The following is a 22741-nucleotide window of genomic DNA, read 5'->3' on the forward strand; positions in this document are numbered from 1 at the left end:
AACCCGTCCTCCTGCTGGGGTATGACATCCGGTCAGCGCGGAACGGCCCTCCTACACCAGGAGGGTGACACGGCCCCTGGGACCGTGGTGGCAGACGGCCCGCACCCGGCGCCGTCCGGCGCCCGGGGACCGTCCACGACCAGGAGCGGGACCGGTAGTGGCCGTACCCCGGGGAAGCATCCGTTCCGGGTCAGCCCGCGCGGTGGACCACCGCGTCGCAGAGGCTCTCCAGCGCCGTCTTCGCCATGCAGTCCGGCAGCGGCGCCAGCACGGCGCGGGCCTCCTGCGCGTGGCGGACGGTGTCGCGGCGGGCCTGCTCCAGCGCGGGGTGGGCACGGAGCCCGGCGAGCGCCTCGGCGTGGCGGGCGTCGTCGGTGAGGTCACCGGCGAGCAGCTCGCACAGGGCGCGGTCCTCGGCGGTGCCGGACGGGCTCTCGGCGCGGGCCCGCAGGTGCAGCACCGGCAGGGTGGCGACGCCTTCCCGCAGGTCGGTGCCGGGTGTCTTGCCTGACTCGTGGGAGTCGCTGGCGATGTCGAGGACGTCATCGGCCAGCTGGAAAGCGGTGCCGAGCCGCTCGCCGTACTGGGTGAGGATGTCGACGGTGTTCTCGTCGGCACCGGACATCATCGCGCCGAAACGGCAGGCCACGGCGACCAGCGAACCGGTCTTCCCGGCGAGGACGTCGAGGTAGTGCTCCACCGGGTCGTGCCCGTCGCGCGGCCCCGCGGTCTCCAGGATCTGGCCCGTCACCAGCCGCTCGAACGCCTCGGCCTGGATCCGGACCGCCTCGGGCCCGAGGTCGGCGAGGATGTGCGAGGCCCGCGCGAAGAGGAAGTCGCCGGTCAGGACGGCGAGGGAGTTGCCCCAGCGGGCGTTGGCGCTGGCCACGCCGCGGCGTACGTCCGCCTCGTCCATCACGTCGTCGTGGTACAGCGTCGCCAGATGCGTCAGCTCCACGACGACGGCCGAGGGCACCACACCGGGCGCGTACGGGTCGCCGAACTGCGCGGCGAGCGTGACGAGCAGCGGCCGGAACCGCTTGCCGCCCGCGCGGACGAGATGCTGTGCGGACTCGGTGATGAACGGCACGTCGCTTTTGGTGGCCTCCAGCAGGCCCTCCTCGACAGCCGCCAACCCGGCCTGGACATCGGCCTCAAGAGCCTGGTCCCGCACGCTCAGCCCGAAGGGCCCGACGACGGTCACGAGGGGTACTCCTGTCTGCTGACGATCAAACGGAATGTCGATCTGTCGCTGTCTCCACCGCCCGCCAGCGTATCCGGTCCCAGTTCGATCACCGTGAGCGCCCGCCCCCCGAACCCCATCGGCAGCCGACCAGCCCTGTGCCCGGTATGTTCCCCGACCCCTTTTCCCCCGATATGACGCGGATGGGGGCGGGGCTCGGAGGACTCCCCTGGTGAGGGGGGCGCGGGGTGGGGAGCGGGCGGGGCCGTCCGGGACGGGTGGCCGGGCCCGGGAACGCGGCAGAAGGGCCCGGACCGGTTCACCGGCTGCGGCTGCGGCTGCGGCTGCCGGACGCTCACGGCCGCCGGAACCGGGCCCGTACGGGCTCCCGGCGCGTACGAGCCGCCCCGGGGCATCCAGCCGCCTCGGCCGTACCGGGACGCCCGCCCCGAGGCCCGGCCGGAGACCGCGCACCGGGCCACGGAGCCCCCGCCCGCGCCGCGTACGGCCACGCGCGTACGGGCCTCGCCCCCGGACCCGGTCCCGCCCTCCCCCGCCCGTTTCCGCCACCCGGGCAGGGGGTCGCGAGAAGTTATCCACAGGGGCCGCGGCGGGCGGTGGACGGGCCGTAGTCTGCTGATCGACCCCACGGCCACCGGCCGGGCGGGCAGGGCCACCACGCCGCGCCCGCCGGTGACGACGAACGCGAGGAGCTGGCATGACCGAGCAGAGCCCGTTCGACCTCCCCGAAGACGACCCCTTCGGCCCGCACACCCTGCCCTACGGCGTGTTCACCCTCACCGGAGCGCCCGCGCGCCGCCGCATCGGCGTCCGCTACGGCCGGTACGTCCTCGATGTGAGCGCGCTGCCCGCGCCCCTGCGCCCCGTCCACGCCGCACTGCTGGCCGCGCCGTCCCTCAACGCTCTGCTGGCCGCGGGCCGGGCGGTGTGGACGGAGGTCCGCGACGCCGTCCGCACCGCGCTGACCGACCCCGCACACCGCACCGCCGTCGCCCCCCTGCTCCACCCGCTCGACGACGTCACCCTCCACCTCCCCTTCGACGTCGCCGACTACGTCGACTTCTACGCCAGCGAGCACCACGCCACCAACGTCGGCAAGATCTTCCGCCCGGACGGTGCCGCCCTCCCGCCCAACTGGAAGCATCTGCCGATCGGCTACCACGGCCGCGCCGGCACCGTCGTCGTGTCGGGCACCCCCGTGGTCCGCCCCAACGGCCAGCGCAAGGCCCCCGCCGACGCCACACCCACGTTCGGCCCCTCCGGACGCCTCGACATAGAGGCCGAGGTCGGCTTCGTCGTCGGCACCCCCTCCGCGCCCCACGAGCCCGTCGGGCTGGAGTCGTTCCGCGACCACGTCTTCGGTGTCTGCCTCGTCAACGACTGGTCCGCCCGCGACATCCAGGCGTGGGAGTACGTCCCGCTCGGCCCGTTCCTCGGCAAGTCCTTCGCCACCTCCGTCTCCGCGTGGATCACCCCGCTCGACGCCTTCGACGACGCCCGCACCACCCCGCCCGCCCGCGACTTCCCGCTGCTGCCCTACCTCGACGACACGGCCGCCGAGCCGGGCGGCATCGACCTGCGTATCGAGGTCCGGATCAACGGCGAGACCGTCTCCCGGCCCCCGTTCGCCTCGATGTACTGGACGGCCGCCCAGCAGCTGGCCCACATGACCGTCAACGGCGCCTGGCTGCGCACCGGCGACCTCTACGCCTCCGGTACGGTCTCCGGCCCCGAGCCGGACCAGCGCGGCTGCCTCCTCGAACTCACCGAGGGCAAAGGCCCGTTCCTCCAGGACGGCGACGAGGTCACCCTGACCGCCTGGGCCCCCGGCCCGGACGGCGCCCGCATCGGACTGGGCGAGGTCACCGGCCGCATCCTCCCCGCACCGGAGGCGCCGGCCGCGCCCTGACCTCCCGGCCCCGGCCGCAGCGGCGGCGGGAGACGGAGTCGGCGGTCGGCGGTCGGCGGTCGGCGGTCGGCGGTCGGCGGTCGGCGCACGATCGTCACCTCGTCTCCACACCCCTCCTGCTAGCCTCACGGCTCCCAACTCCCCACCGATCGAGGAGACGCAGGTGCGCAAGGCAGCGCAGATCGCCGGAGCGGCCGCCCTCGCCGCGATGCTGCTCAGCGGCTGCGGCAGCAGCAGCTCCGAGGACAAGCCGGCCACGCCCGAGAGCAGTGCGCCGTCGGCCCCCGACGCGGGCTCCAAGCCCAGCGGGGACGCGGCGTTGGAGGGTGCCTGGGAGACCAAGGAGGGCGGCGACCCGCTCATCCTGGTCTTCAAGAACGGCACCGCCGCCCTCAGCCGGGGCCACGAGGCGGGCTGCCTGGGCAAGGTCGAGTCGATGGCCGGGATGTCGATGGTCGCGCTGAAGTGCACCGACGGGGACACCAGCCGCACGATGGGTCAGCTCAAGCCCGGCGCGGACGGCAAGAGCCTGACCGTCAACTGGAAGGGCGGCCCGACGGAGAAGTACCAGCGCGCGGAGGACGGCAAGGTGAAGATCCCGGATCTGCCGAAGCTGCCCAGCGGCGCGCCGAACGGCAGCTGAGCCCGGAGCCCGGACCGTACGAACGGCCGCCGCCCGGACCCTGCGCGGGGTCCGGGCGGCGGCCGTTCTTCTGCGGTCGGGGCCGGGCACGGCGCCCGGCCCCGACCGCCGGGTCAGCGGACGAAGGTGCCCGCCTGCCCCGCGAGATCGAGGAAGTACTGCGGCGCCAGACCGAGCACCAGCGTGACGACGACACCGATGGCGATGGCCGTCGTGGTGAGCGGGCTGGGCACGGCGACCGTCGGGCCATCGGCCTTCGGCTCGTTGAAGAACATCAGCACGATCACCCGGATGTAGAAGAACGCGGCGATCGCCGACGACACCACACCGATGACGACGAGCCAACCGGCGCCGCCCTGCGCCGCCGCCTTGAAGACGGCGAACTTCCCGGCGAACCCGGAGGTCAGCGGAATGCCCGCGAAGGCCAGCAGGAAGACCGCGAACACCGCGGCGACCAGCGGTGAACGGCGGCCGAGCCCCGCCCACTTGGACAGCTGCGTCGCCTCTCCCCCGGCGTCCCGGACCAGGGTGACGACGGCGAACGCGCCGAGCGTCACGAAGGAGTAGGCGGCGAGATAGAAGAGGACGGACGAGATGCCGTCGCGGTTGGTGGCGAGGACACCGGCGAGGATGAACCCGGCGTGGGCGATGGAGGAGTACGCCAGCAGTCGCTTGATGTCGTTCTGGGTGATGGCGACGATCGCGCCGCCGAGCATCGTGACGATGGCGACGGCCCACATCACCGGACGCCAGTCCCACCGCATCCCGGGCAGTACGACGTACAGCAGCCGCAGCAGCGCGCCGAAGGCGGCGACCTTGGTGGCGGCGGCCATGAAGCCGGTGACGGGGGTGGGGGCGCCCTGGTAGACGTCCGGCGTCCACATGTGGAAGGGGACCGCGCCGACCTTGAAGAGCAGGCCCATCAGGACGAGCGCGCCGCCGATGAGCAGCAGCGCGTCGTTGCCCATCGTGCCCGCGAGGGCGGGGTCGATCTGCTTGGCGCCGTCGGCGATGACCTCGGCGATACCCGCGTAGGTGACCGTTCCGGCGTAGCCGTAGAGCAGGGCGATGCCGAAGAGGAGGAACGCCGAGGAGAACGCGCCCAGCAGGAAGTACTTCAGGGCGGCTTCCTGGGAGAGCAGGCGCTGGCGGCGGGCGAGGGCGCAGAGGATGTAGAGCGGGAGGGAGAAGACCTCCAGGGCGACGAAGAGGGTCAGCAGGTCGTTGGCGGCGGGGAAGATCAGCATGCCGCCGACGGCGAACAGCAGGATCGGGAAGACCTCGGTGGTGGTGAACCCGGCCTTGACCGCCTGCTGTTCGGCCGCGCCGCCCGGCACCGCGGCCGCCTGCGCGGCGAACGAATCGACGCGTTTGCCGTGCGCCACCGGGTCGAGTCGCCGCTCGGCGAAGGTGAACACCGCGACCAGGGAGACCAGCAGAATGGTGCCCTGGAGGAAGAGCGCCGGGCCGTCGACCGCGAGGGCGCCCATCGCCGCGAGATGCGCCTCGGTCGTGGCGAAGCCGCCTGCGGCAAGGCCGATGACCGCGGCGAACCCGGCGGCCAGCGCCACGACGGAGAGCAGCAGCTGCGCGGTGTAGCGGTGGCGGCGGGGCAGGAACGCCTCGACGAGGACGCCGGCGACGGCGGCGCCGAGGACGATGAGGGTCGGGGCGATCTGGGCGTACTCGATGTGCGGGGCCGGGATCCTCCCGGGCGCCTCGGCCGCCGTTGTCCACAGGGTGTGGACGTCTGTCACGAGGTTCACTTCGCGGCCTCCGCATCGTGGTGGTGCGCGGGGTGACCGGCCCGCTGGTGCCCGGGCACCGCGTCCACCCGCACCTCGGGCTCGGGGTCCTGCTCGTCCACGACGGAGAGGGTGTGGTCGACCGCGGGGTTGACGAGGTCGGTCAGCGGCTTGGGGTACACGCCGAGGAAGAGCAGCAGGGCGATCAGCGGGCCGACGACGAGCAGCTCGCGGACGCGCAGATCCGGCAGGGCGCGGATCTTCTCGTCCTTCGGCGGGCCCGTCATCGTGCGTTGGTAGAGGACGAGGACGTAGAGCGCGGCGAGGACGATGGCGACGGTGGCGATGATGCCGATGACCGGGTAGCGGCTGAACGTGCCGACGAGGACGAGGAATTCGCTGACGAACGGGGCGAGGCCGGGCAGCGAGAGGGTGGCCAGACCGCCGATGAGGAAGGTGCCGGCGAGCAGCGGCGCGGCCTTCTGCACCCCGCCGTAGTCGGCGATGAGCCGGGAGCCGCGGCGGCTGATGAGGAACCCGGCGACCAGCATCAGCGCGGCGGTAGAGATGCCGTGGTTGACCATGTAGAGGGTGGCGCCGCCCTGGCCCTGGGAGGTCATCGCGAAGATGCCCAGGATGATGAAGCCGAAGTGGGAGATCGAGGCGTACGCGATCAGCCGCTTGATGTCCCGCTGGGCGACGGCGAGCAGCGCGCCGTAGAGGATGCTGATCAGGGCCAGGACGAGGATGACCGGGGTGGCCCAGCTGCTGGCCTCGGGGAAGAGCTGGAGGCAGAAGCGGAGCATCGCGAAGGTGCCGACCTTGTCGACGACCGCGGTGATCAGCACGGCGACGGGGGACGTGGACTCGCCCATGGCACCCGGCAGCCAGGTGTGCAGCGGCCACAGCGGCGCCTTCACCGCGAAGGCGAAGAAGAAGCCGAGGAAGAGCAGGCGTTCGGTGCCGGTGCCGAGGGAGAGCCGGCCGGCGGCGCGCGCCTCGACGATCTGCTGGAGCGAGAAGGTGCCCGAGCCGAGCTGATCGGCGGTGACGGCGTAGAGACCGATGACCGCGGCGAGCATGATCAGGCCGCCGGCGAGGTTGTAGAGCAGGAACTTCACCGCGGCGCTCGCCCGCCGGGCCGCCGCCCCCTCCTCGTCGGCGCCGCTCGCGCCGTCGCCGAAGCCGCCGATGAGGAAGTACATCGGGATGAGCATGGCTTCGAAGAAGAGGTAGAAGAGGAAGACGTCGGTGGCCTCGAAGGAGAGGATCACCATCGCCTCGACGGCGAGGATCAGAGCGAAGAAACCCTGGGTGGGCCGCCAGCGGCGGTTGGGCCGGGCCTCCTCCAGCGGATCGGCGTCGTGCCAGCCCGCGAGGATGACGAACGGGATGAGCAGCGCCGTCAGGGCGATCAGGGCGACGGCGATACCGTCCACGCCCAGTTCGTAGCGGACGCCGAAGTCGGCGATCCAGGCGTGGGACTCGGTGAGTTGGAACGGTCCCTTCGCGCCGGGGTCGAAGCGGAACGCGATGACCAGGGCCAGCGCGAAGGTGGCCACGGAGAAGAGCAGCGCGACCCATTTGGCGGCGGTGCGCCGGGCCGCGGGGAGCGCGGCGGTGGCGACGGCGCCGACCGCCGGGAGCGCCGCGGCGCAGGTCAGCAGGGGGAACGACATGGCTGCCATGGGTCAGACACCCCTCATCAGCAAGGTCACGGCGACGAGGACGGCGGCCCCGCCGACCATTTGGGCGGCGTAGGAACGGACGAAGCCGTTCTGCAGACGGCGCAGCCGGCCGGAGAGCCCGCCCATGGTGAGGGCCGTGCCGGTGACGGCGCCGTCGACGAGGGTGTGGTCGAGGCGGACGAGGGTGTCGGTGAGGTGGGTGCCGCCGCGGACCAGGACGATGTGGTTGAAGTCGTCCTGGAGGAGGTCACGGCGGGCGGCGCGGGTGAGGAGCGAGCCGCGGGGCGCGGTGGCCGGTACGGGCCTGCGGCCGTACATCAACCACGCGGTGGCGACGCCGATCAGGAGGACGGCGACGGTGGCACCGGTGATGGCGGTCGCACCGAGCGGCGGGTGGCCGTGGGCGAGGGAGGTGACGGGCTCCAGCCAGGTGACGAAGGCTTCGTTGACGCTGAACAGGCCGCCGGCGAAGACCGATCCGAAGGCGAGGACGATCATCGGGATGGTCATCGTCTTCGGGGATTCGTGCGGGTGGACCTCGTCCGGGTCCCAGCGCTTCTCGCCGAAGAAGGTCATCAGCATCACGCGGGTCATGTAGAACGCGGTGATCGCGGCGCCGAGGAGGGCCGCGCCGCCGAGGATCCAGCCCTCGGTGCCGCCCTTGGCGAACGCCGCCTCGATGATCTTGTCCTTGGAGAAGAAGCCGGAGAGACCGGGGAAGCCGATGATCGCCAGATAGCCGAGGCCGAAGGTGACGAAGGTGACCGGCATGTACGAGCGCAGTCCGCCGTAACGCCGCATGTCGACCTCGTCGTTCATCCCGTGCATCACCGAACCGGCGCCGAGGAAGAGCCCCGCCTTGAAGAAGCCGTGGGTGACGAGGTGCATGATCGCGAAGGCGTAGCCGATCGGGCCGAGGCCGGCGGCGAGGATCATGTAGCCGATCTGCGACATCGTGGAACCGGCGAGGGCCTTCTTGATGTCGTCCTTGGCGCAACCGACGATCGCACCGAAGAGGAGCGTGACGGCGCCGACCACGACGACCGCGGTCTGCGCGGCGGGCGCGGCGTCGAAGAGCGCCCCGGAGCGGGTGATGAGGTAGACGCCCGCGGTGACCATGGTGGCGGCGTGGATGAGGGCGGAGACCGGGGTCGGGCCCTCCATCGCGTCCCCCAGCCAGGACTGCAGCGGCACCTGGGCGGACTTTCCGCAGGCGGCCAGCAGCAGCATCAGCGCGATGGCGGTGACCTTGCCCTCGCCCGCCGACGTCGCCGTGCCCGCCGCGTCGAGGACCGGACCGAACGCGAAGGTGCCGAAGGTGGTGAACAGCAGCATGATCGCGATGGAGAGGCCGACGTCGCCGACGCGGTTGACGAGGAACGCCTTCTTCGCGGCGGTGGCGGCGCTGGGCTTGTGCTGCCAGAAGCCGATGAGGAGGTACGAGGCGAGGCCGACGCCCTCCCAGCCGACGTACAGCAGCAGGTAGTTGTCGGCGAGGACGAGCAGGAGCATCGCCGCGAGGAAGAGGTTGAGGTACCCGAAGAAGCGGCGGCGCCGTTCGTCGTGCGCCATGTAGCCGACCGAGTAGAGGTGGATCAGCGAGCCGACCCCGGTGATCAGCAGGACGAAGGTCATCGACAACTGGTCGAGCTGGAAGGCGAGGTCGGCGCGGAAGCCGCCGACCGGGATCCAGGTGAACAGGTGCTGGTGCAGGGCGCGGTCGTCAGCGGCCTTGCCGAGCATGTCGGTGAAGAGGACGGCGGCGACGGCGAAGGAGGCGACCGCGAGGAGCGTGCCGATCCAGTGGCCGGTGCGGTCGAGGCGTTTCCCGCCGCACAGCAGCAGGGCCGCACCGACCAGCGGTGCCGCGATGAGCAGCGCGATCAAGTTCTCCACTTTGGGCGACCCCTTACAGCTTCATCAGGCTGGCGTCGTCGACCGAGGCCGTATGACGGGTGCGGAAGATCGTCACGATGATCGCCAGCCCGACGACGACCTCGGCGGCGGCGACGACCATCGTGAAGAAGGCGATGATCTGGCCGTCGAGATTGCCGTGCAGACGGGAGAAGGTGACGAAGGCGAGGTTGCAGGCGTTGAGCATCAGCTCGATGCACATGAACACCACGATGGCGTTCCGCCTGATCAGCACGCCGGCCGCGCCGATGGTGAACAGCAGGGCGGCGAGGTAGAGGTAGTAGACCGGGTTCATTTGCTGGCCTCCTCCTTCGGCGCCGCCGGGGACGGGGCGGTCGGGGGCTCGGACGCGCCGCGGCCGAGCCACTCCTGCGACCGCTGCTCCAGGGCCTTCAGCTCGGCGAGGGATTCCTGGGAGACGTCACGGATCTGGCCGCGCCCGCGGAGCGTGGGATTGACGGTCAGCTCGGACGGGGTGCCGTCGGGCAGCAGGCCGGGGATGTCGACGGCGTTGTGGCGGGCGTAGACACCCGGCGCGGGCAGCGGCGTGACCTGCTTGCCCTCCTTGACGCGGGCCAGCGACTGCTCCCGCTGGGACGGGGTGCGCTCGGTGCGCTCGCGGTGGGTGAGGACCATCGCGCCGACGGCGGCGGTGATCAGCAGGGCACCGGTGACCTCGAAGGCGAAGACGTACTTGGTGAAGATCAGCGCGGCCAGGCCCTGGACGTTGCCCCCGGCGTTGGCGTCGCCGAGGCCGTTGAACTCCTTGAGGGAGGCGTTGCCGATGCCGGCGATGAGGAGGACGCCGAAGCCGAGGCCGAGGGCGGCGGCGAGCCAGCGCTGGCCCTTCAGCGTCTCCTTGAGGGAGTCGGCGGCGGTGACACCGACGAGCATCACGACGAAGAGGAAGAGCATCATGATCGCGCCGGTGTAGACGACGATCTGCACGACGCCGAGGAAGTAGGCGCCGTTGGCGAGGTAGAAGACCGCCAGGACGATCATGGTGCCGGCGAGGGAGAGGGCGCTGTGGACGGCGCGCCTCATCAGGATCGTGCAGAGCGCGCCGACGACGGCGACGGTGCCGAGGATCCAGAACTGCACGGCCTCACCGGTGGAGGCCGCGGCGGCGAGGGAGTTCATCGCTCCATCACCTCCGGGGCGGCCGGTTCGTTCTCCCCCGTGGTGTGGGCCGCTTCCTGCGGCATCTCGCCCTTGCTGTGGGCGGTCTGGCGGACCGTGCCGGGGGCGGCCTCGGTGACCAGGCCGCGGTAGTAGTCCTTCTCCGTCATCCCGGGGAAGATCGCGTGCGGGGTGTCGACCATGGTGTCCTCCAGGCCCGCGAGCAGCTCCTCCTTGGTGTAGATGAGCGATTCCCGGGTCCGGTCGGCCAGCTCGTACTCGTTGGTCATGGTCAGCGCGCGGGTCGGGCACGCCTCGACGCACAGGCCGCACAGGATGCAGCGCAGGTAGTTGATCTGGTAGACGCGGCCGTAGCGCTCGCCCGGGGAGTAGCGCTCCTCGTCGGTGTTGTCGGCGCCCTCGACGTAGATGGCGTCGGCGGGGCAGGCCCAGGCGCACAGCTCGCAGCCGACGCACTTCTCCAGGCCGTCCGGATGGCGGTTGAGCTGATGGCGGCCGTGGAACCGGGGCGCCGTCGGCTTCTTCTCCTCCGGGTACTGCTCGGTCAGCCGCTTCTTGAACATGGCCTTGAAGGTCACGCCGAAGCCGGCCACAGGGTTCTGGAACTCAGGCACCGTCGCCCCCCTTTCCGTCCGTTCCCTCTACGTCACTGACAGTGTCCACCCGACCACTGACAATCAACTCGCGTTCCTGGCGCGGCCGTCGGCGCGGCACCGGCGGCACCTCCTGTCCGGGCAGCGGCGGGACGGGGAAACCGCCCGCCATCGGGTCGAACGCGCCGTCCTCCGCGCCGTCCGGCTCCTTGTCCTCCGGTGCGGCGCCGCGCCGGAAGAAGTCGACGACCAGGGAGATCAGCAGCAGGGCGACGGCGGCTCCGGCGACGTACAGGACGATCTGCTGGAAGTCGTGGCCCTCGTTCTTCAGGACGCGGACGGTGGCGACGAGCATCAGCCACAGCAGCGAGACCGGGATGAGGACCTTCCAGCCCAGCTTCATGAACTGGTCGTAGCGGACCCGGGGCAGTGTGCCGCGCAGCCAGATGAAGAAGAACAACAGCAGCTGCACCTTGAGCGTGAACCACAGCAGCGGCCACCAGCCGTGGTTGGCGCCCTCCCAGAACGTCGAGACGGGCCACGGGGCGCGCCAGCCGCCGAGGAAGAGGGTGATCGCAACCGCCGAGACGGTGACCATGTTGATGTACTCGGCGAGCATGAACATCGCGAACTTGATGGACGAGTACTCGGTGTTGAAACCGCCGACGAGGTCGCCCTCGGACTCCGGCATGTCGAACGGCGCGCGGTTGGTCTCACCGACCATCGCGACGATGTAGATGAGGAAGGAGACCGGCAGCAGCAGCACGTACCAGCGGTCCTGCTGCGCCTGGACGATCGTCGACGTCGACATCGACCCGGAGTAGAGGAAGACCGCCGCGAAGGACATGCCCATCGCGATCTCGTACGAGATCATCTGCGCGCACGAGCGGAGCCCGCCGAGCAGCGGATACGTCGAGCCGGACGACCAGCCGGCGAGGACGATGCCGTAGATGCCGACGGAGGCGGTGGCGAGGATGTAGAGGATGCCGATGGGCAGGTCGGTCAGTTGCATCGGGGTGCGGTGGCCGAAGACCGAGATCTCGTTGCCCGCGGGGCCGAAGGGGATCACCGCGATGGCCATGAAGGCGGGGATCGCGGCGACGACCGGCGCCAGGACGTAGACCGCCCTGTCGGCGCGTTTGACGACCACGTCCTCCTTCAGCATCAGCTTGATGCCGTCGGCGAGGGACTGGAGCATCCCCCACGGACCGTGGCGATTGGGGCCGATGCGCAGCTGCATCCAGGCGACGACCTTGCGCTCCCAGACGATGGAGAACAGCACCGTCAGCATCAGGAAGGCGAAGCAGAAGACCGCCTTGATGACGATGAGCCACCACGGGTCGCGGCCGAACATCGACAGGTCTTCCTGGGCCAGCGCCGTGGTGCCGAGCGCGAGTTGCGGCATCATGCGTCCACCTCCTCGGCCGTCGCCGGGGCACCGGGGACGGCGGCGATCGTGACCGGCTCACCCGGGTGCGCGCCGGTGTCGGCCGCCACACCGCCGCCGGTGGAGTTCAGCGGCAGCCAGACGACCCGGTCGGGCATCGGCGTGATGTGCAGCGGCAGGCGGACGGTGCCCGCCGGGCCGGTGACGGCCAGCAGCTCACCGTCGGCGACGCCGGTCTCCCGCGCGGTGGCGGCGGAGAGCCGCGCCACCGCCGGATGCCGGGTGCCGGCCAGCGCCTCGTCGCCGTCCTGGAGTTTTCCCTGGTCGAGCAGGAGACGGTGACCGGCGAGGACCGCCTCGCCCGGCTCCGGGCGGGGCACCGGACGGCCGGTCTCCAGCGGGTCGGCGGCGTACGGGCCACCGCGCCCGCCGAAGCGGTCCAGCTCCCGGCGGACGGCGTGCACGTCGGGCAGCCCCAGCGGCGTACCGAGCGCGTCGGCCAGCATGTGGAGGACGCGGGCGTCGGCCTGGAGGTGGCGCCGGGTCATCTGGTCCGGTTTGAGCGCCGCCTCGAACATCCGGGCCCGGCCCTCCCAGTTGAGGAAGGTGCCGGACTTCTCGACGACGGCGGCCACGGGGAGGACGACGTCGGCGCGGTCGGTGACGGCGGACGGCCGCAGCTCCAGGCTGACCAGGAAGCCGACGGCGTCGAGCGCGGCGGTGGCGCGGGCCGGATCCGGCAGGTCGGCGACCTCCACACCGCCGACGAGCAGAGCGCCCAGCTCACCGGTGACGGCGGCCTCGATGATCTCGCCGGTGTCCCGGCCGTGGCCGGACGGCAGTTCGTCGACGCCCCAGAGCGCGGCGGTCTCCGCGCGGGCGCGCGGGTCGGTGGCGGGCCGGCCGCCGGGCAGCAGCCCCGGCAGGGCGCCCGCCTCGACGGCGCCGCGCTCCCCGGCGCGCCGCGGGATCCACACCAGGCGGGCGCCGGTGGCGGTGGCCAGGCGGACCGCGGCGGTCAGCGCGCCGGGCACGGTGGCGAGGCGTTCGCCGACGACGAGGACGGCGCCCTCCGCGCGCAGCGCCTCGGCGGCCTCGCGCCCGTCGCCGTCGAGACCGACGCCGCCGGCGAGTGCGTCGAGCCATTCGGTCTCGGTGCCGGGGGCGGCGGGCAGCAGCGTGCCGCCGGTCTTGATCAGCCCGCGGGTGGCGTACGGGGCGAGCCCGTAGGTGTGCTGCCCGTGCTTGCGGTGTGCCTTGCGCAGTCGCAGGAAGACGCCGGGCGCCTCCTCCTCCGCCTCGATCCCGGCGAGGAGAACGGCGGGCGCCTGCTCCAGCGCGCGGTACGTGACCCCGCTCCCGTCGAGGTCGAGGCCGCGTCCGGCGACCCGGGAGGCGAGGAACGCGGCCTCCTCGGCGCTGTGCGGGCGGGCCCGGAAGTCGATGTCGTGGGTGGCGAGGACGGTACGGGCGAACTTGGCGTACGCGTAGGCGTCCTCGACGGTGAGGCGGCCGCCGGTCAGCACGCCGGTGCGGCCACGGGCGGCGGCCAGTCCGCGGGCGGCGGCGGCCAGCGCCTCGGGCCAGCTGGCCGGCTCCAGCTCACCCGTCGCGGCGTTGCGGACGAAGGGGCTCTCCAGCCGGTCGCGCTGCTGTGCGTACCGGAAGGCGAAGCGGCCCTTGTCGCAGAGCCACTCCTCGTTGACCTCGGGGTCGTCGGCGGCGAGGCGGCGCATGACCTTGCCGCGGCGGTGGTCGGTGCGGGTGGCGCAGCCCCCGGCGCAGTGCTCGCAGACGCTCGGCGACGACACCAGGTCGAAGGGGCGGGAGCGGAAGCGGTACGCGGCGGAGGTGAGGGCGCCGACCGGGCAGATCTGGATGGTGTTGCCGGAGAAGTACGACACGAACGGGTCGCCGTCGCCGGTGCCGACCTGCTGGAGGGCGCCGCGGTCGATCAGCTCGATCATCGGGTCACCGGCGATCTGGTTGCTGAAGCGGGTGCAGCGGGCGCACAGCACACAGCGTTCCCGGTCCAGGAGGACCTGTGTGGAGATGGCGACGGGCTTCTCGTACGTCCGCTTGCGGCCCTCGAAGCGGCTCTCCGGGTCGCCGACCTGCATCGCCTGGTTCTGCAGCGGGCACTCGCCGCCCTTGTCGCAGACCGGGCAGTCCAGCGGGTGGTTGATGAGCAGCAGCTCCATGACGCCGCGCTGGGCCTTCTCGGCGACCGGCGAGGTCAGCTGCGTCCTGACGACCATGCCCTCGGTGCAGGTGATGGTGCAGGAGGCCATCGGTTTGCGCTGGCCCTCGACCTCGACGATGCACTGGCGGCAGGCGCCCGCCGGGTCGAGCAGCGGGTGGTCGCAAAAACGCGGGATCTCGATGCCGAGGAGTTCGGCGGCGCGGATGACCAGCGTCCCCTTGGGGACGGAGAGTTCCACACCGTCGATCGTCAGCGTGACGAGGTCCTCGGGCGGCTTCGCCGCCTCGCCGCCCCCGTCGTGGGGGGCGTTCGTGGTGACGGTCATGCGTTCACCCCCAGGTGAGCGTCGTTGTCGGCCCAGGCGGTCGACCTGGCGGGGTCGAAGGGGCAGCCCCTGCCGGACAGGTGCTGTTCGTACTCCTCGCGGAAGTACTTCAGGGAGGAGAAGATCGGCGAGGCGGCGCCGTCGCCGAGGGCGCAGAACGACTTGCCGTTGATGTTGTCGGCGATGTCGTTGAGCTTGTCGAGGTCGCCGGGGCGGCCCTTGCCCGCCTCGATGTCGCGGAGCAGCTGGACGAGCCAGTAGGTGCCCTCGCGGCAGGGGGTGCACTTGCCGCAGGACTCGTGGGCGTAGAACTCCGTCCAGCGGGTGACGGCGCGGACCACGCAGGTGGTCTCGTCGAAGCACTGGAGCGCCTTGGTGCCGAGCATCGAACCGGCGGCGCCGACGCCCTCGTAGTCGAGGGGGACGTCGAGGTGTTCCTCGGTGAACATCGGGGTGGACGAGCCGCCCGGGGTCCAGAACTTCAGGCGGTGGCCGGGGCGCATCCCGCCGCTCATGTCGAGGAGCTGGCGCAGGGTGATGCCGAGCGGCGCCTCGTACTGGCCGGGGCTCGCGACGTGGCCGCTGAGGGAGTAGAGCGTGAAGCCGGGCGACTTCTCGCTGCCCATGGAGCGGAACCAGTCCTTGCCGCGGTGGATGAGGGCGGGGACCGACGCGATGGACTCGACGTTGTTCACCACGGTGGGGCAGGCGTACAGGCCCTCCACGGCGGGGAAGGGCGGGCGCAGCCGGGGCTGGCCGCGGCGGCCCTCCAGCGAGTCGAGCAGCGCGGTCTCCTCACCGCAGATGTACGCCCCGGCGCCGGCGTGCACGGTGACGTCGAGGTCGAGTCCGGAGCCGAGGACGTCCTTGCCGAGGAAGCCCGCCGCGTACGCCTCGCGCACCGCCTCGTGCAGCCGGCGCAGGACGGGGACGACCTCGCCGCGCAGGTAGATGAAGGCGTGGTTCGAGCGGATCGCGTGACAGGCGATCACGATGCCTTCGATGAGGGAGTGCGGGTTGGCGAAGAGGAGCGGGATGTCCTTGCAGGTGCCGGGCTCGGATTCGTCGGCGTTGACGACGAGGTAGTGCGGTTTGCCGTCGCCCTGCGGGATGAACTGCCATTTCATGCCGGTGGGGAAACCGGCGCCGCCGCGTCCGCGGAGTCCGGCGTCCTTGACGTACGCGATGACGTCGTCGGGGGCCATGGCGAGGGCCTTGCGGAGCCCTTCGTAACCGTCGTGGCGGCGGTAGGTGTCCAGGGTCCAGGAGCCGGGCTGGTCCCAGAAGGCGGACAGGACCGGCGCGAGGAGTTTCTGCGGGCTGGCTTCGTCGACCTCGGCTGCCACCGTCATCACTTCCCCTCCTCGGATGCGGGCCCGGACGGGTGGTGCTCGTCGGAGGCCGAGGTCTCCTGGGGCGCGTCGTGGGAGCTGGGGTGCGCCGGGGACGCTTGCTCGCCGGGGGCGCCCGACGGCGGTTCGCCCGGCGGGTGTCCGGCGGGGCGGTCCGCGCCGTCGGCGGTGGTGCGCGGGGCGATGACGTGGTCGGCGGGGCGGCCCGGGGCCGTCTCGCCCTTGGCGAGGCGGAGTCCGACGAGGGAGGCGTGTCCGGCGCCGCCGGTGGCCTCGACGGCGCCGGGGCGCGTGTCGGGGAAGCCGGCCAGGATCCGGGAGGTCTCCTTGAAGGTGCAGAGCGGGGCGCCGCGGGTGGGTTCGACGGTACGGCCGGCGCGCAGGTCGTCGACGAGGCGTGTGGCGGACTGCGGGGTCTGGTTGTCGAAGAACTCCCAGTTGACCATCACGACGGGCGCGTAGTCGCAGGCGGCGTTGCACTCGATGTGTTCGAGGGTGACGGCGCCGTCCTCGGTGGTCTCGCCATTGGCGATGCCGAGGTGCTCCTGGAGCCGCTCGAAGATGGCGTCGCCGCCCATCACCGCGCAGAGGGTGTTGGTGCAGACGCCGACCTGGTAGTCGCCGCCGTCGGCGCGGCGGTACATGGAGTAGAAGGTGGCGACGGCGGTGACCTCGGCGGTGGTCAGTCCGAGTTGGCCGGCGCAGAAGCGGATGCCGGTGCGGCTGACGTGCCCCTCCTCCGCCTGGACGAGGTGGAGCAGCGGCAGCAGCGCGGAGCGGGAGCCGGGGTAGCGGGCGATGATCTCCGCGGCGTCGGCCTCCAGCCGGGCGCGGACGTCGTCCGGGTAGTCGGGGGCGGGGAGCGAGGGCATGCCCAGGCTCGTCGCAGCGTTCTCGGTCACCGGTCGACGCCTCCCATCACGGGGTCGATGGACGCGACGGCGACGATGACGTCGGCGACCTGGCCGCCTTCGCACATGGCCGCCATGGCCTGCAGGTTGGTGAAGGACGGATCGCGGAAGTGCACGCGGTAGGGGCGGGTGCCGCCGTCGCTGACGGCGTGCACGCCCAGTTCGCCCTTGGGGGATTCCACGGCGGCGTACGCCTGGCCGGGCGGGACCCGGAAACCTTCGGTGACCAGCTTGAAGTGGTGGATGAGGGCTTCCATCGAGGTGCCCATGATCTTCTTGATGTGGTCGAGGCTGTTGCCGAGGCCGTCGGGCCCGAGGGCGAGCTGCGCGGGCCAGGCGATCTTCTTGTCGGCGACCATGACGGGGCCGGGCTCCAGCCGGTCCAGGCACTGTTCGACGATCCGCAGCGACTGCCGCATCTCCTCCAGGCGGATCAGGAAGCGTCCGTAGGCGTCGCAGGTGTCGGCGGTCGGCACCTCGAAGTCGTAGGTCTCGTAACCGCAGTACGGCTGGGTCTTGCGCAGGTCGTGCGGCAGGCCCGCGGAGCGGAGGATCGGGCCGGTGGCGCCGGTGGCGAGGCAGCCGGCGAGGTCGAGGTAGCCGATGCCCTCCATGCGGCCCTTGAACACCGGGTTGCCGCTGGCGAGTTTGTCGTACTCGGGGAGGTTCTTGCGCATCTTCTTGACGAAGGCGCGGACCTGGTCGACGGCGCCGGGCGGCAGGTCCTGGGCGAGGCCGCCGGGGCGGATGTACGCGTGGTTCATCCGCAGGCCGGTGATCAACTCGTAGAGGTCGAGGATGAGTTCCCGGTCGCGGAAGCCGTAGATCATGATGGTGGTGGCGCCCAGCTCCATCCCGCCGGTGGCGATGGCCACGAGGTGGGAGGAGAGGCGGTTCAGCTCCATCAGCAGCACGCGGATGACGGTGGCGCGGTCGGGGATCTGCTCGGTGATGCCGAGGAGTTTCTCCACCGCGAGGCAGTACGCCGTCTCGTTGAAGAACGGCGTCAGGTAGTCCATGCGCGTGACGAACGTCGTGCCCTGGGTCCACGTCCGGTATTCGAGGTTCTTCTCGATGCCGGTGTGGAGGTAGCCGATCCCGCAGCGGGCCTCGGTGACGGTCTCGCCGTCGATCTCCAGGATGAGGCGCAGCACACCGTGCGTGGAAGGGTGCTGCGGGCCCATGTTGACGATGATGCGTTCGTCGTCGGACGCGGCGGCGGCCGTCGCGATCTCGTCCCAGTCGCCGCCGGTGACGGTGTAGACGGCGCCCTCGGTCGTCTCGCGCGGCCCGGGGGCGGCGGACGCTTCGGCGGGGGAAGGGGAAGGAGTCATCAGCTGTACGACCTCCGCTGGTCGGGAGCCGGGATCTGGGCGCCCTTGTACTCGACGGGGATGCCGCCGAGCGGGTAGTCCTTGCGCTGCGGGAAGCCCTGCCAGTCGTCGGGCATCATGATCCGGGTGAGCGCCGGGTGGCCGTCGAAGATCAGGCCGAAGAAGTCGTACGCCTCGCGCTCGTGCCAGTCGTTGGTCGGGTAGACGGAGACGACCGACGGGATGTGCGGGTCGGCGTCGGGGGCCGAGACCTCCAGCCGGATCAGCCGGTTGTGGGTGAGCGAGCGCAGGTGGTAGACGGCGTGCAGTTCGCGGCCCTTGTCGCCGGGGAAGTGGACGGCGCTGACGCCGGTGCACAGTTCGAAGCGGAGCGCGGGGTCGTCGCGGAGCGTGCGGGCGACGGCCGGGAGGAACTCCCGCTCGATGTGGAAGGTCAGCTCGTCGCGGTCGACGACGGTCTTGGCGATGACGTTGCCGGGGACCAGGCCCTGTTCCTCCAGGGCGCCCTCCAGTTCGTCGGCGACCTCGTCGAACCAGCCGCCGTAGGGGCGGGGGCTGGCGCCGGGCAGCCGTACGGTGCGGACGAGTCCGCCGTAGCCGGAGGTGTCGCCGCCGTTCGCGGCGCCGAACATGCCGCGGCGGGTGGCGATGAGGTCGCCGGTGTCGTCGCGCTGGGCCGGGACGTTCTGGCCGGGTGCGTTGGGGTCGTCCTGCTCGCTCACCGCAGCAGTCCCTTCATCTCGATCGTCGGGAGCGCTTTGAGCGCGGCTTCCTCCGCCTCGCGGGCCGCCTGCCGCTGATTGACGCCGAGCTTGGTCTCCTGGATCTTCTGGTGGAGCTTGAGAATGGCGTCCAGCAGCATCTCGGGGCGCGGCGGGCAGCCCGGCAGGTAGATGTCGACCGGGACGATGTGGTCGACGCCCTGGACGATCGCGTAGTTGTTGAACATGCCGCCCGACGAGGCGCAGACGCCCATGGAGATGACCCACTTCGGGTCGGGCATCTGGTCGTAGACCTGCCGCAGCACCGGCGCCATCTTCTGGCTGACCCGCCCGGCCACGATCATCAGATCCGCCTGGCGCGGGGAGCCGCGGAAGACCTCCATGCCGAAGCGGGCGAGGTCGTACCGTCCGGCGCCGGTCGTCATCATCTCGATGGCGCAGCAGGCGAGCCCGAAGGTGGCGGGGAAGACGGAGGATTTACGTACCCAGCCCGCGGCCTGTTCGACGGTGGTCAGCAGAAAGCCGCTGGGCAGCTTCTCTTCAAGTCCCATGGGTGACCCCTAGTCCCATTCCAGGCCGCCACGACGCCATACGTAGGCGTAGGCGACGAAGACGGTGAGCGCGAAGAGGAGCATCTCGACGAGCCCGAACACTCCCAGGGCGTCGAAGGTGACGGCCCAGGGGTAGAGGAAGACGATCTCGATGTCGAAGACGATGAAGAGCATCGCCGTCAGGTAGTACTTGATCGGGAAGCGACCGCCGCCGGCCGGCTGCGGAGTCGGCTCGATCCCGCATTCGTACGCTTCGAGCTTGGCCCGGTTGTAGCGCCTGGGTCCCACGAGCGTGGCCATCACGACGGAGAAGATCGCAAAGCCTGCCCCGAGGGCTCCCAGTACGAGGATGGGCGCATAGGCGTTCACCGTCCTCGCTCCCTTCAGTCGACGATGACTGGATGGCGGTCCGTCCGGGCCCGCCCCACGGAGATCGTGCGCATGTGAGGCAGTTCACAAGCCCGGACCGCCTGCATCCTATGCCCGTCCTCCTGTGATCTGCGACACGGGGTACGCCAACGCCTTTGTGATCTCCACCACCTGACGAAGGATCATGAAGTCGGATGAGCGGTGAGCTACGTACGTGAAGCGCGCGAGTGATCACGAGAGGTGACATTCACGCGGGTTACCGCTGGTCAGGGCGGCGATGTCATTATCAAGACAGGTGCCACGCAAGCAAATTGGCACTGGACGCCGTCAACTGCTATAAGCCGCCCGGTCGGTGGCGTGACCACCCCGTGATCCGCTCGTGATCGTCCGTACGTGCACGTCTTCACGAGCGGCGGGCCGGCGGCGGATCACGGGAACATAACGGACACTCACGAGTGAGCTATCCCACGCGGTTTCGCGCCATAACTCCTTGACCTACGGGAAGCCTTGGCGTGGCGCCTGCGGAGGTGATAGGCGCCCTCTTCTCCCCGCATCGGCTGCAAAAGCCGTGCGTAGGTGCATGATCGCGATTTTCGGACACCGTTCGAGCGGCGCCACGGGCGGCAATTGATCCCTTTTGTTCATCGTGTACGCGTCAAGTGTGGCGCAAGCCACCTTTGTTGGCAGCAACCTGTGACTCTTGATAGCCGTGGTGCCATGTCCCCGAACGCACTCATACCCAGCCACCGGAAGCCCCGCCGTTCCGCGTCCTCGCGGGCCCTGCGTGCGGGCGTCACCGGTGGCTTCCTCACCCTCGCGGTGACCGGAGCGACCGTTCCGGCCAACGCCGCCGAGAAGCCGGTCTCCGAGACCCAGGAGCTGCCGACCATCACGACGGCACTCTCCGTCGACCTCGCCGAGAGCGCCGACGCCACGCAGCAGGTCGCGGAGGTGTACGAGCGTCAGGCCGCACAGGACAAGGCGGCGCTGACCGCCGCGAAGGCCGCGAAGAAGGACAAGGCCGAGGCCGAGAAGAAGGCCGCCGAGGCGAAGAAGAAGGCGGAGGAGGCCCGTAAGAAGGCCGCCGAGGCCCAGCAGGTGCGCGCCTCCCGCTCCGCGGACCGCACCCTTCTGACGGGCGGTGAGCCGTCCGGCTCCACCGACACCACACCCTCCACCGGCTCCACCGCCACCCTGCTCTCCTTCCTGCGCGCGCAGGTCGGCAAGGCGTACGTCATGGGCGCCACCGGCCCCTCCGCGTACGACTGCTCGGGTCTGACGCAGGCCGCGTTCCGGCAGATCGGCATCGAGCTGCCGCGCGTCTCGCAGTCGCAGTCGACCGCCGGCACCCAGGTCGGTCTGGGCAACCTCCAGGTCGGCGACATCCTCTACTGGGGCAGCGCGGGCAGCGCGTACCACGTGGGTGTCTACGTCGGAAACGGCAACTTCATCGGCGCGCAGAACTCCAGCACCGGTGTGGTCGAGCGTCCGCTCAGCTACGACCAGCCCACCGGCGCCGTCCGCGTCCTCTGAGACCCGGCGCCGCCACGGCGGACGGCCCGTCACCGGTCCGGACGCGGCGCACTGCGGCGCCCATTCCTCCCGGTACGACCCCTTTCGGCGGATCCCGTCGTGACGGTTCGGCCGTCCTGTAACGCCTGACGAAGGCCGCTCCTCCCACCGCTCGGGAGGGGCGGCCTTCGGCGTGCGGCGGGCCCCGTGGCCGGGTGTGGGTACGCGGTCGGGCCCGTACCGGCGTACCCGGGTGGTCCTTCCTCGGGGCGGGGCGGCGGATTCCGGACGGATTCCACCCTCACGGGGGACCCGGCAGCGACCGGTGGACCGCCTGGGACGTTGTGCCTCTCGCCGTCCGCCGCGCCGCCGAACGGGCACCGCGGCGCCTGCCGAGAGGACACCGCACCCGATGACCACACCCCGTACCCTCACCCGGGCCCTGACCGGCGCCGCGCTGGCCGCCGCCCTCGGGCTGGGTGCCGTCCACCCCGCCGCCGCCCGCCCCGCCGGCTCCGGCACCGTCGTCACCGGCAACGACGCGGTCAACCGCACCGCGCCCGGCGGCGCCTGGGACCAGGACGGGCTCCACCTCGACCCGGCCGACAACGCCGCGGTCGACGCGTACGCCGCCCGCGCCCGCGCCGCCGAACGTGCCATCAGCCCGCAGATCCGGGCCGCCGCCCGGCTCAGCGACGCCGAACTGGTCGGCTTCGACCAGCGGCTGAAGTCCCCCGATTCGCTCAAGCGGAAGGTCGCCACCTGGATGGGCGAGGAGCGCGGGCGCACCGTCGGCCAGTCCCTGGCCCGGATCAACGACGCGGTGCGCTTCACCCTCCAGTGGCCCGGCAAGCGGTACACCGCGGGCGTCACCGCCGCCTCCGCGCTGCTGGCCTCCTGGTGCAACGACAGCGCCAAGTGGTCCAACACCTGGGCCCGGAAGAACGGCTACAAGGCCGTCAACTCGGGCTGGCGCGCGCCCCGCTCCGGTCAGCTCTTCGAGGTGCAGTTCCACACCCCCGAGAGCAAGAAAGCCCAGCTGGAGACCCACAAGCTGTACGAGGAGCAGCGGCTGCCCGGCACCTCGCCCGAGCGGGCCCGCGAACTCCAGGAGCAACAGGACGCCCTCTTCGCCGCCGTCCCCGTCCCGCCCGGCGCCGACCGCCTGACGGCCCCCGAACCGCGCCGCCGGGCACCGGCGACGGTGCCGGCGGTCCCGGTGGAGAGCTGATCCCGGGG

19 protein-coding genes are annotated in these 22741 nt (G+C 71.2%); 4 read left to right on the forward strand and 15 right to left on the reverse strand.

The genetic code is table 11. From position 1 onward, the window contains the following. Positions 1-190 precede the first annotated feature (190 nt). Positions 191-1204: a polyprenyl synthetase family protein gene (locus ACZ4M8_RS22035; RefSeq protein ID WP_467609785.1), complete on the reverse strand. Its 1014-nt coding sequence runs from the start codon at positions 1202-1204 to the stop codon at positions 191-193. A 697-nt stretch (positions 1205-1901) separates the two neighbouring features. Between ACZ4M8_RS22035 and fahA the strand changes: the two genes are divergently transcribed. Both fahA and ACZ4M8_RS22045 read left to right on the forward strand, forming a co-directional pair. Beyond that, positions 1902-3113, forward strand: coding sequence for a fumarylacetoacetase (gene fahA, locus ACZ4M8_RS22040; RefSeq protein WP_467609787.1), 1212 nt, complete (start codon positions 1902-1904; stop codon positions 3111-3113). Positions 3114-3276: 163 nt separating this feature from the next. Further along, positions 3277-3756 (forward strand): hypothetical protein, encoded by a 480-nt coding sequence (locus ACZ4M8_RS22045; RefSeq protein WP_467609789.1) that lies wholly within the window; start codon positions 3277-3279, stop codon positions 3754-3756. A 113-nt stretch (positions 3757-3869) separates the two neighbouring features. Here the strand turns inward: ACZ4M8_RS22045 and nuoN are convergent, their stop codons facing one another. The 14 genes from nuoN to ACZ4M8_RS22115 are packed head-to-tail and all read right to left on the reverse strand — an operon-like array spanning position 3870 to position 19990. Further along, positions 3870-5522, reverse strand: a complete 1653-nt coding sequence (nuoN, locus tag ACZ4M8_RS22050; protein WP_467609791.1) for an NADH-quinone oxidoreductase subunit NuoN — start codon at positions 5520-5522, stop codon at positions 3870-3872. Further along, the gene (locus tag ACZ4M8_RS22055; protein WP_467610016.1) at positions 5519-7180 is read right to left on the reverse strand and encodes an NADH-quinone oxidoreductase subunit M; all 1662 of its coding nucleotides are present in this window, start codon (positions 7178-7180) and stop codon (positions 5519-5521) included. Before ACZ4M8_RS22055 ends, nuoN begins: the two co-directional genes overlap by 4 nt. A 12-nt stretch (positions 7181-7192) precedes the next feature. After that, a complete protein-coding gene (gene nuoL / locus ACZ4M8_RS22060) occupies positions 7193-9085 on the reverse strand; it encodes an NADH-quinone oxidoreductase subunit L (RefSeq protein ID WP_467609793.1) in 1893 nt (630 codons plus the stop codon). Between the two features lie 13 nt (positions 9086-9098). After that, the gene (gene nuoK / locus ACZ4M8_RS22065; protein ID WP_030283548.1) at positions 9099-9398 is read right to left on the reverse strand and encodes an NADH-quinone oxidoreductase subunit NuoK; all 300 of its coding nucleotides are present in this window, start codon (positions 9396-9398) and stop codon (positions 9099-9101) included. Beyond that, a complete protein-coding gene (locus tag ACZ4M8_RS22070; RefSeq protein ID WP_467609795.1) occupies positions 9395-10243 on the reverse strand; it encodes an NADH-quinone oxidoreductase subunit J in 849 nt (282 codons plus the stop codon). Before ACZ4M8_RS22070 ends, nuoK begins: the two co-directional genes overlap by 4 nt. After that, positions 10240-10857 carry an NADH-quinone oxidoreductase subunit NuoI gene (gene nuoI, locus ACZ4M8_RS22075; RefSeq protein WP_399089088.1) on the reverse strand — a complete coding sequence of 206 codons (618 nt, stop codon included), beginning with the start codon at positions 10855-10857 and terminating at the stop codon, positions 10240-10242. The genes ACZ4M8_RS22070 and nuoI overlap by 4 nt, the downstream gene beginning before the upstream one ends. Continuing rightward, positions 10850-12244: an NADH-quinone oxidoreductase subunit NuoH gene (nuoH, locus tag ACZ4M8_RS22080; RefSeq protein ID WP_467609797.1), complete on the reverse strand. Its 1395-nt coding sequence runs from the start codon at positions 12242-12244 to the stop codon at positions 10850-10852. Before nuoH ends, nuoI begins: the two co-directional genes overlap by 8 nt. Next, the gene (locus tag ACZ4M8_RS22085; protein ID WP_467609799.1) at positions 12241-14751 is read right to left on the reverse strand and encodes an NADH-quinone oxidoreductase subunit G; all 2511 of its coding nucleotides are present in this window, start codon (positions 14749-14751) and stop codon (positions 12241-12243) included. The genes nuoH and ACZ4M8_RS22085 overlap by 4 nt, the downstream gene beginning before the upstream one ends. Further along, on the reverse strand, positions 14748-16103 hold the full coding sequence (nuoF, locus tag ACZ4M8_RS22090) for an NADH-quinone oxidoreductase subunit NuoF (RefSeq protein WP_467609801.1): 1356 nt from the start codon (positions 16101-16103) through the stop codon (positions 14748-14750). Before nuoF ends, ACZ4M8_RS22085 begins: the two co-directional genes overlap by 4 nt. After that, on the reverse strand, positions 16103-16975 hold the full coding sequence (nuoE, locus tag ACZ4M8_RS22095) for an NADH-quinone oxidoreductase subunit NuoE (RefSeq protein WP_467610018.1): 873 nt from the start codon (positions 16973-16975) through the stop codon (positions 16103-16105). The genes nuoF and nuoE overlap by 1 nt, the downstream gene beginning before the upstream one ends. A gap of 26 nt (positions 16976-17001) precedes the next feature. Next, complete coding sequence (locus ACZ4M8_RS22100; protein WP_467609803.1) at positions 17002-18348, reverse strand: NADH-quinone oxidoreductase subunit D; 1347 nt, start codon at positions 18346-18348, stop codon at positions 17002-17004. Next, complete coding sequence (locus ACZ4M8_RS22105; protein WP_467609805.1) at positions 18348-19070, reverse strand: NADH-quinone oxidoreductase subunit C; 723 nt, start codon at positions 19068-19070, stop codon at positions 18348-18350. Before ACZ4M8_RS22105 ends, ACZ4M8_RS22100 begins: the two co-directional genes overlap by 1 nt. After that, positions 19067-19621 (reverse strand): NuoB/complex I 20 kDa subunit family protein, encoded by a 555-nt coding sequence (locus tag ACZ4M8_RS22110; protein ID WP_399089076.1) that lies wholly within the window; start codon positions 19619-19621, stop codon positions 19067-19069. The genes ACZ4M8_RS22105 and ACZ4M8_RS22110 overlap by 4 nt, the downstream gene beginning before the upstream one ends. A gap of 9 nt (positions 19622-19630) precedes the next feature. Beyond that, complete coding sequence (locus tag ACZ4M8_RS22115; RefSeq protein WP_399089074.1) at positions 19631-19990, reverse strand: NADH-quinone oxidoreductase subunit A; 360 nt, start codon at positions 19988-19990, stop codon at positions 19631-19633. A 717-nt stretch (positions 19991-20707) separates the two neighbouring features. On the opposite strand from ACZ4M8_RS22115, the gene ACZ4M8_RS22120 reads away from it, so the two are divergent. Together ACZ4M8_RS22120 and ACZ4M8_RS22125 are read left to right on the forward strand one after the other, a co-directional pair. After that, complete coding sequence (locus ACZ4M8_RS22120) at positions 20708-21523, forward strand: C40 family peptidase (RefSeq protein ID WP_467609807.1); 816 nt, start codon at positions 20708-20710, stop codon at positions 21521-21523. A gap of 391 nt (positions 21524-21914) precedes the next feature. Then, entirely contained in the window at positions 21915-22733 is an 819-nt protein-coding gene (locus ACZ4M8_RS22125; RefSeq protein ID WP_467609809.1) for an ATP nucleotide 3'-pyrophosphokinase, read from the forward strand. The last annotated feature ends 8 nt before the right edge of the window (positions 22734-22741 follow it).

It is taken from the genome of Streptomyces sp. NPDC027185, assembly GCF_055567035.1.

Excerpts from the sequence above, each read along its gene's own strand:
- nuoE (WP_467610018.1), bottom strand. The coding sequence starts at position 16,975 with ATGCCCTCGCTCCCCGCCCCCGACTACCCGGACGACGTCCGCGCCCGG.
- ACZ4M8_RS22110 (WP_399089076.1), bottom strand. The coding sequence starts at position 19,621 with ATGGGACTTGAAGAGAAGCTGCCCAGCGGCTTTCTGCTGACCACCGTC.
- fahA (WP_467609787.1), top strand. The coding sequence starts at position 1,902 with ATGACCGAGCAGAGCCCGTTCGACCTCCCCGAAGACGACCCCTTCGGC.
- nuoF (WP_467609801.1), bottom strand. The coding sequence starts at position 16,103 with ATGACGGTGGCAGCCGAGGTCGACGAAGCCAGCCCGCAGAAACTCCTC.
- ACZ4M8_RS22100 (WP_467609803.1), bottom strand. The coding sequence starts at position 18,348 with ATGACTCCTTCCCCTTCCCCCGCCGAAGCGTCCGCCGCCCCCGGGCCG.
- ACZ4M8_RS22055 (WP_467610016.1), bottom strand. The coding sequence starts at position 7,180 with ATGTCGTTCCCCCTGCTGACCTGCGCCGCGGCGCTCCCGGCGGTCGGC.
- ACZ4M8_RS22120 (WP_467609807.1), top strand. The coding sequence starts at position 20,708 with ATGTCCCCGAACGCACTCATACCCAGCCACCGGAAGCCCCGCCGTTCC.
- ACZ4M8_RS22070 (WP_467609795.1), bottom strand. The coding sequence starts at position 10,243 with ATGAACTCCCTCGCCGCCGCGGCCTCCACCGGTGAGGCCGTGCAGTTC.
- ACZ4M8_RS22085 (WP_467609799.1), bottom strand. The coding sequence starts at position 14,751 with ATGACCGTCACCACGAACGCCCCCCACGACGGGGGCGGCGAGGCGGCG.
- ACZ4M8_RS22125 (WP_467609809.1), top strand. The coding sequence starts at position 21,915 with ATGACCACACCCCGTACCCTCACCCGGGCCCTGACCGGCGCCGCGCTG.
- nuoK (WP_030283548.1), bottom strand. The coding sequence starts at position 9,398 with ATGAACCCGGTCTACTACCTCTACCTCGCCGCCCTGCTGTTCACCATC.
- nuoH (WP_467609797.1), bottom strand. The coding sequence starts at position 12,244 with ATGATGCCGCAACTCGCGCTCGGCACCACGGCGCTGGCCCAGGAAGAC.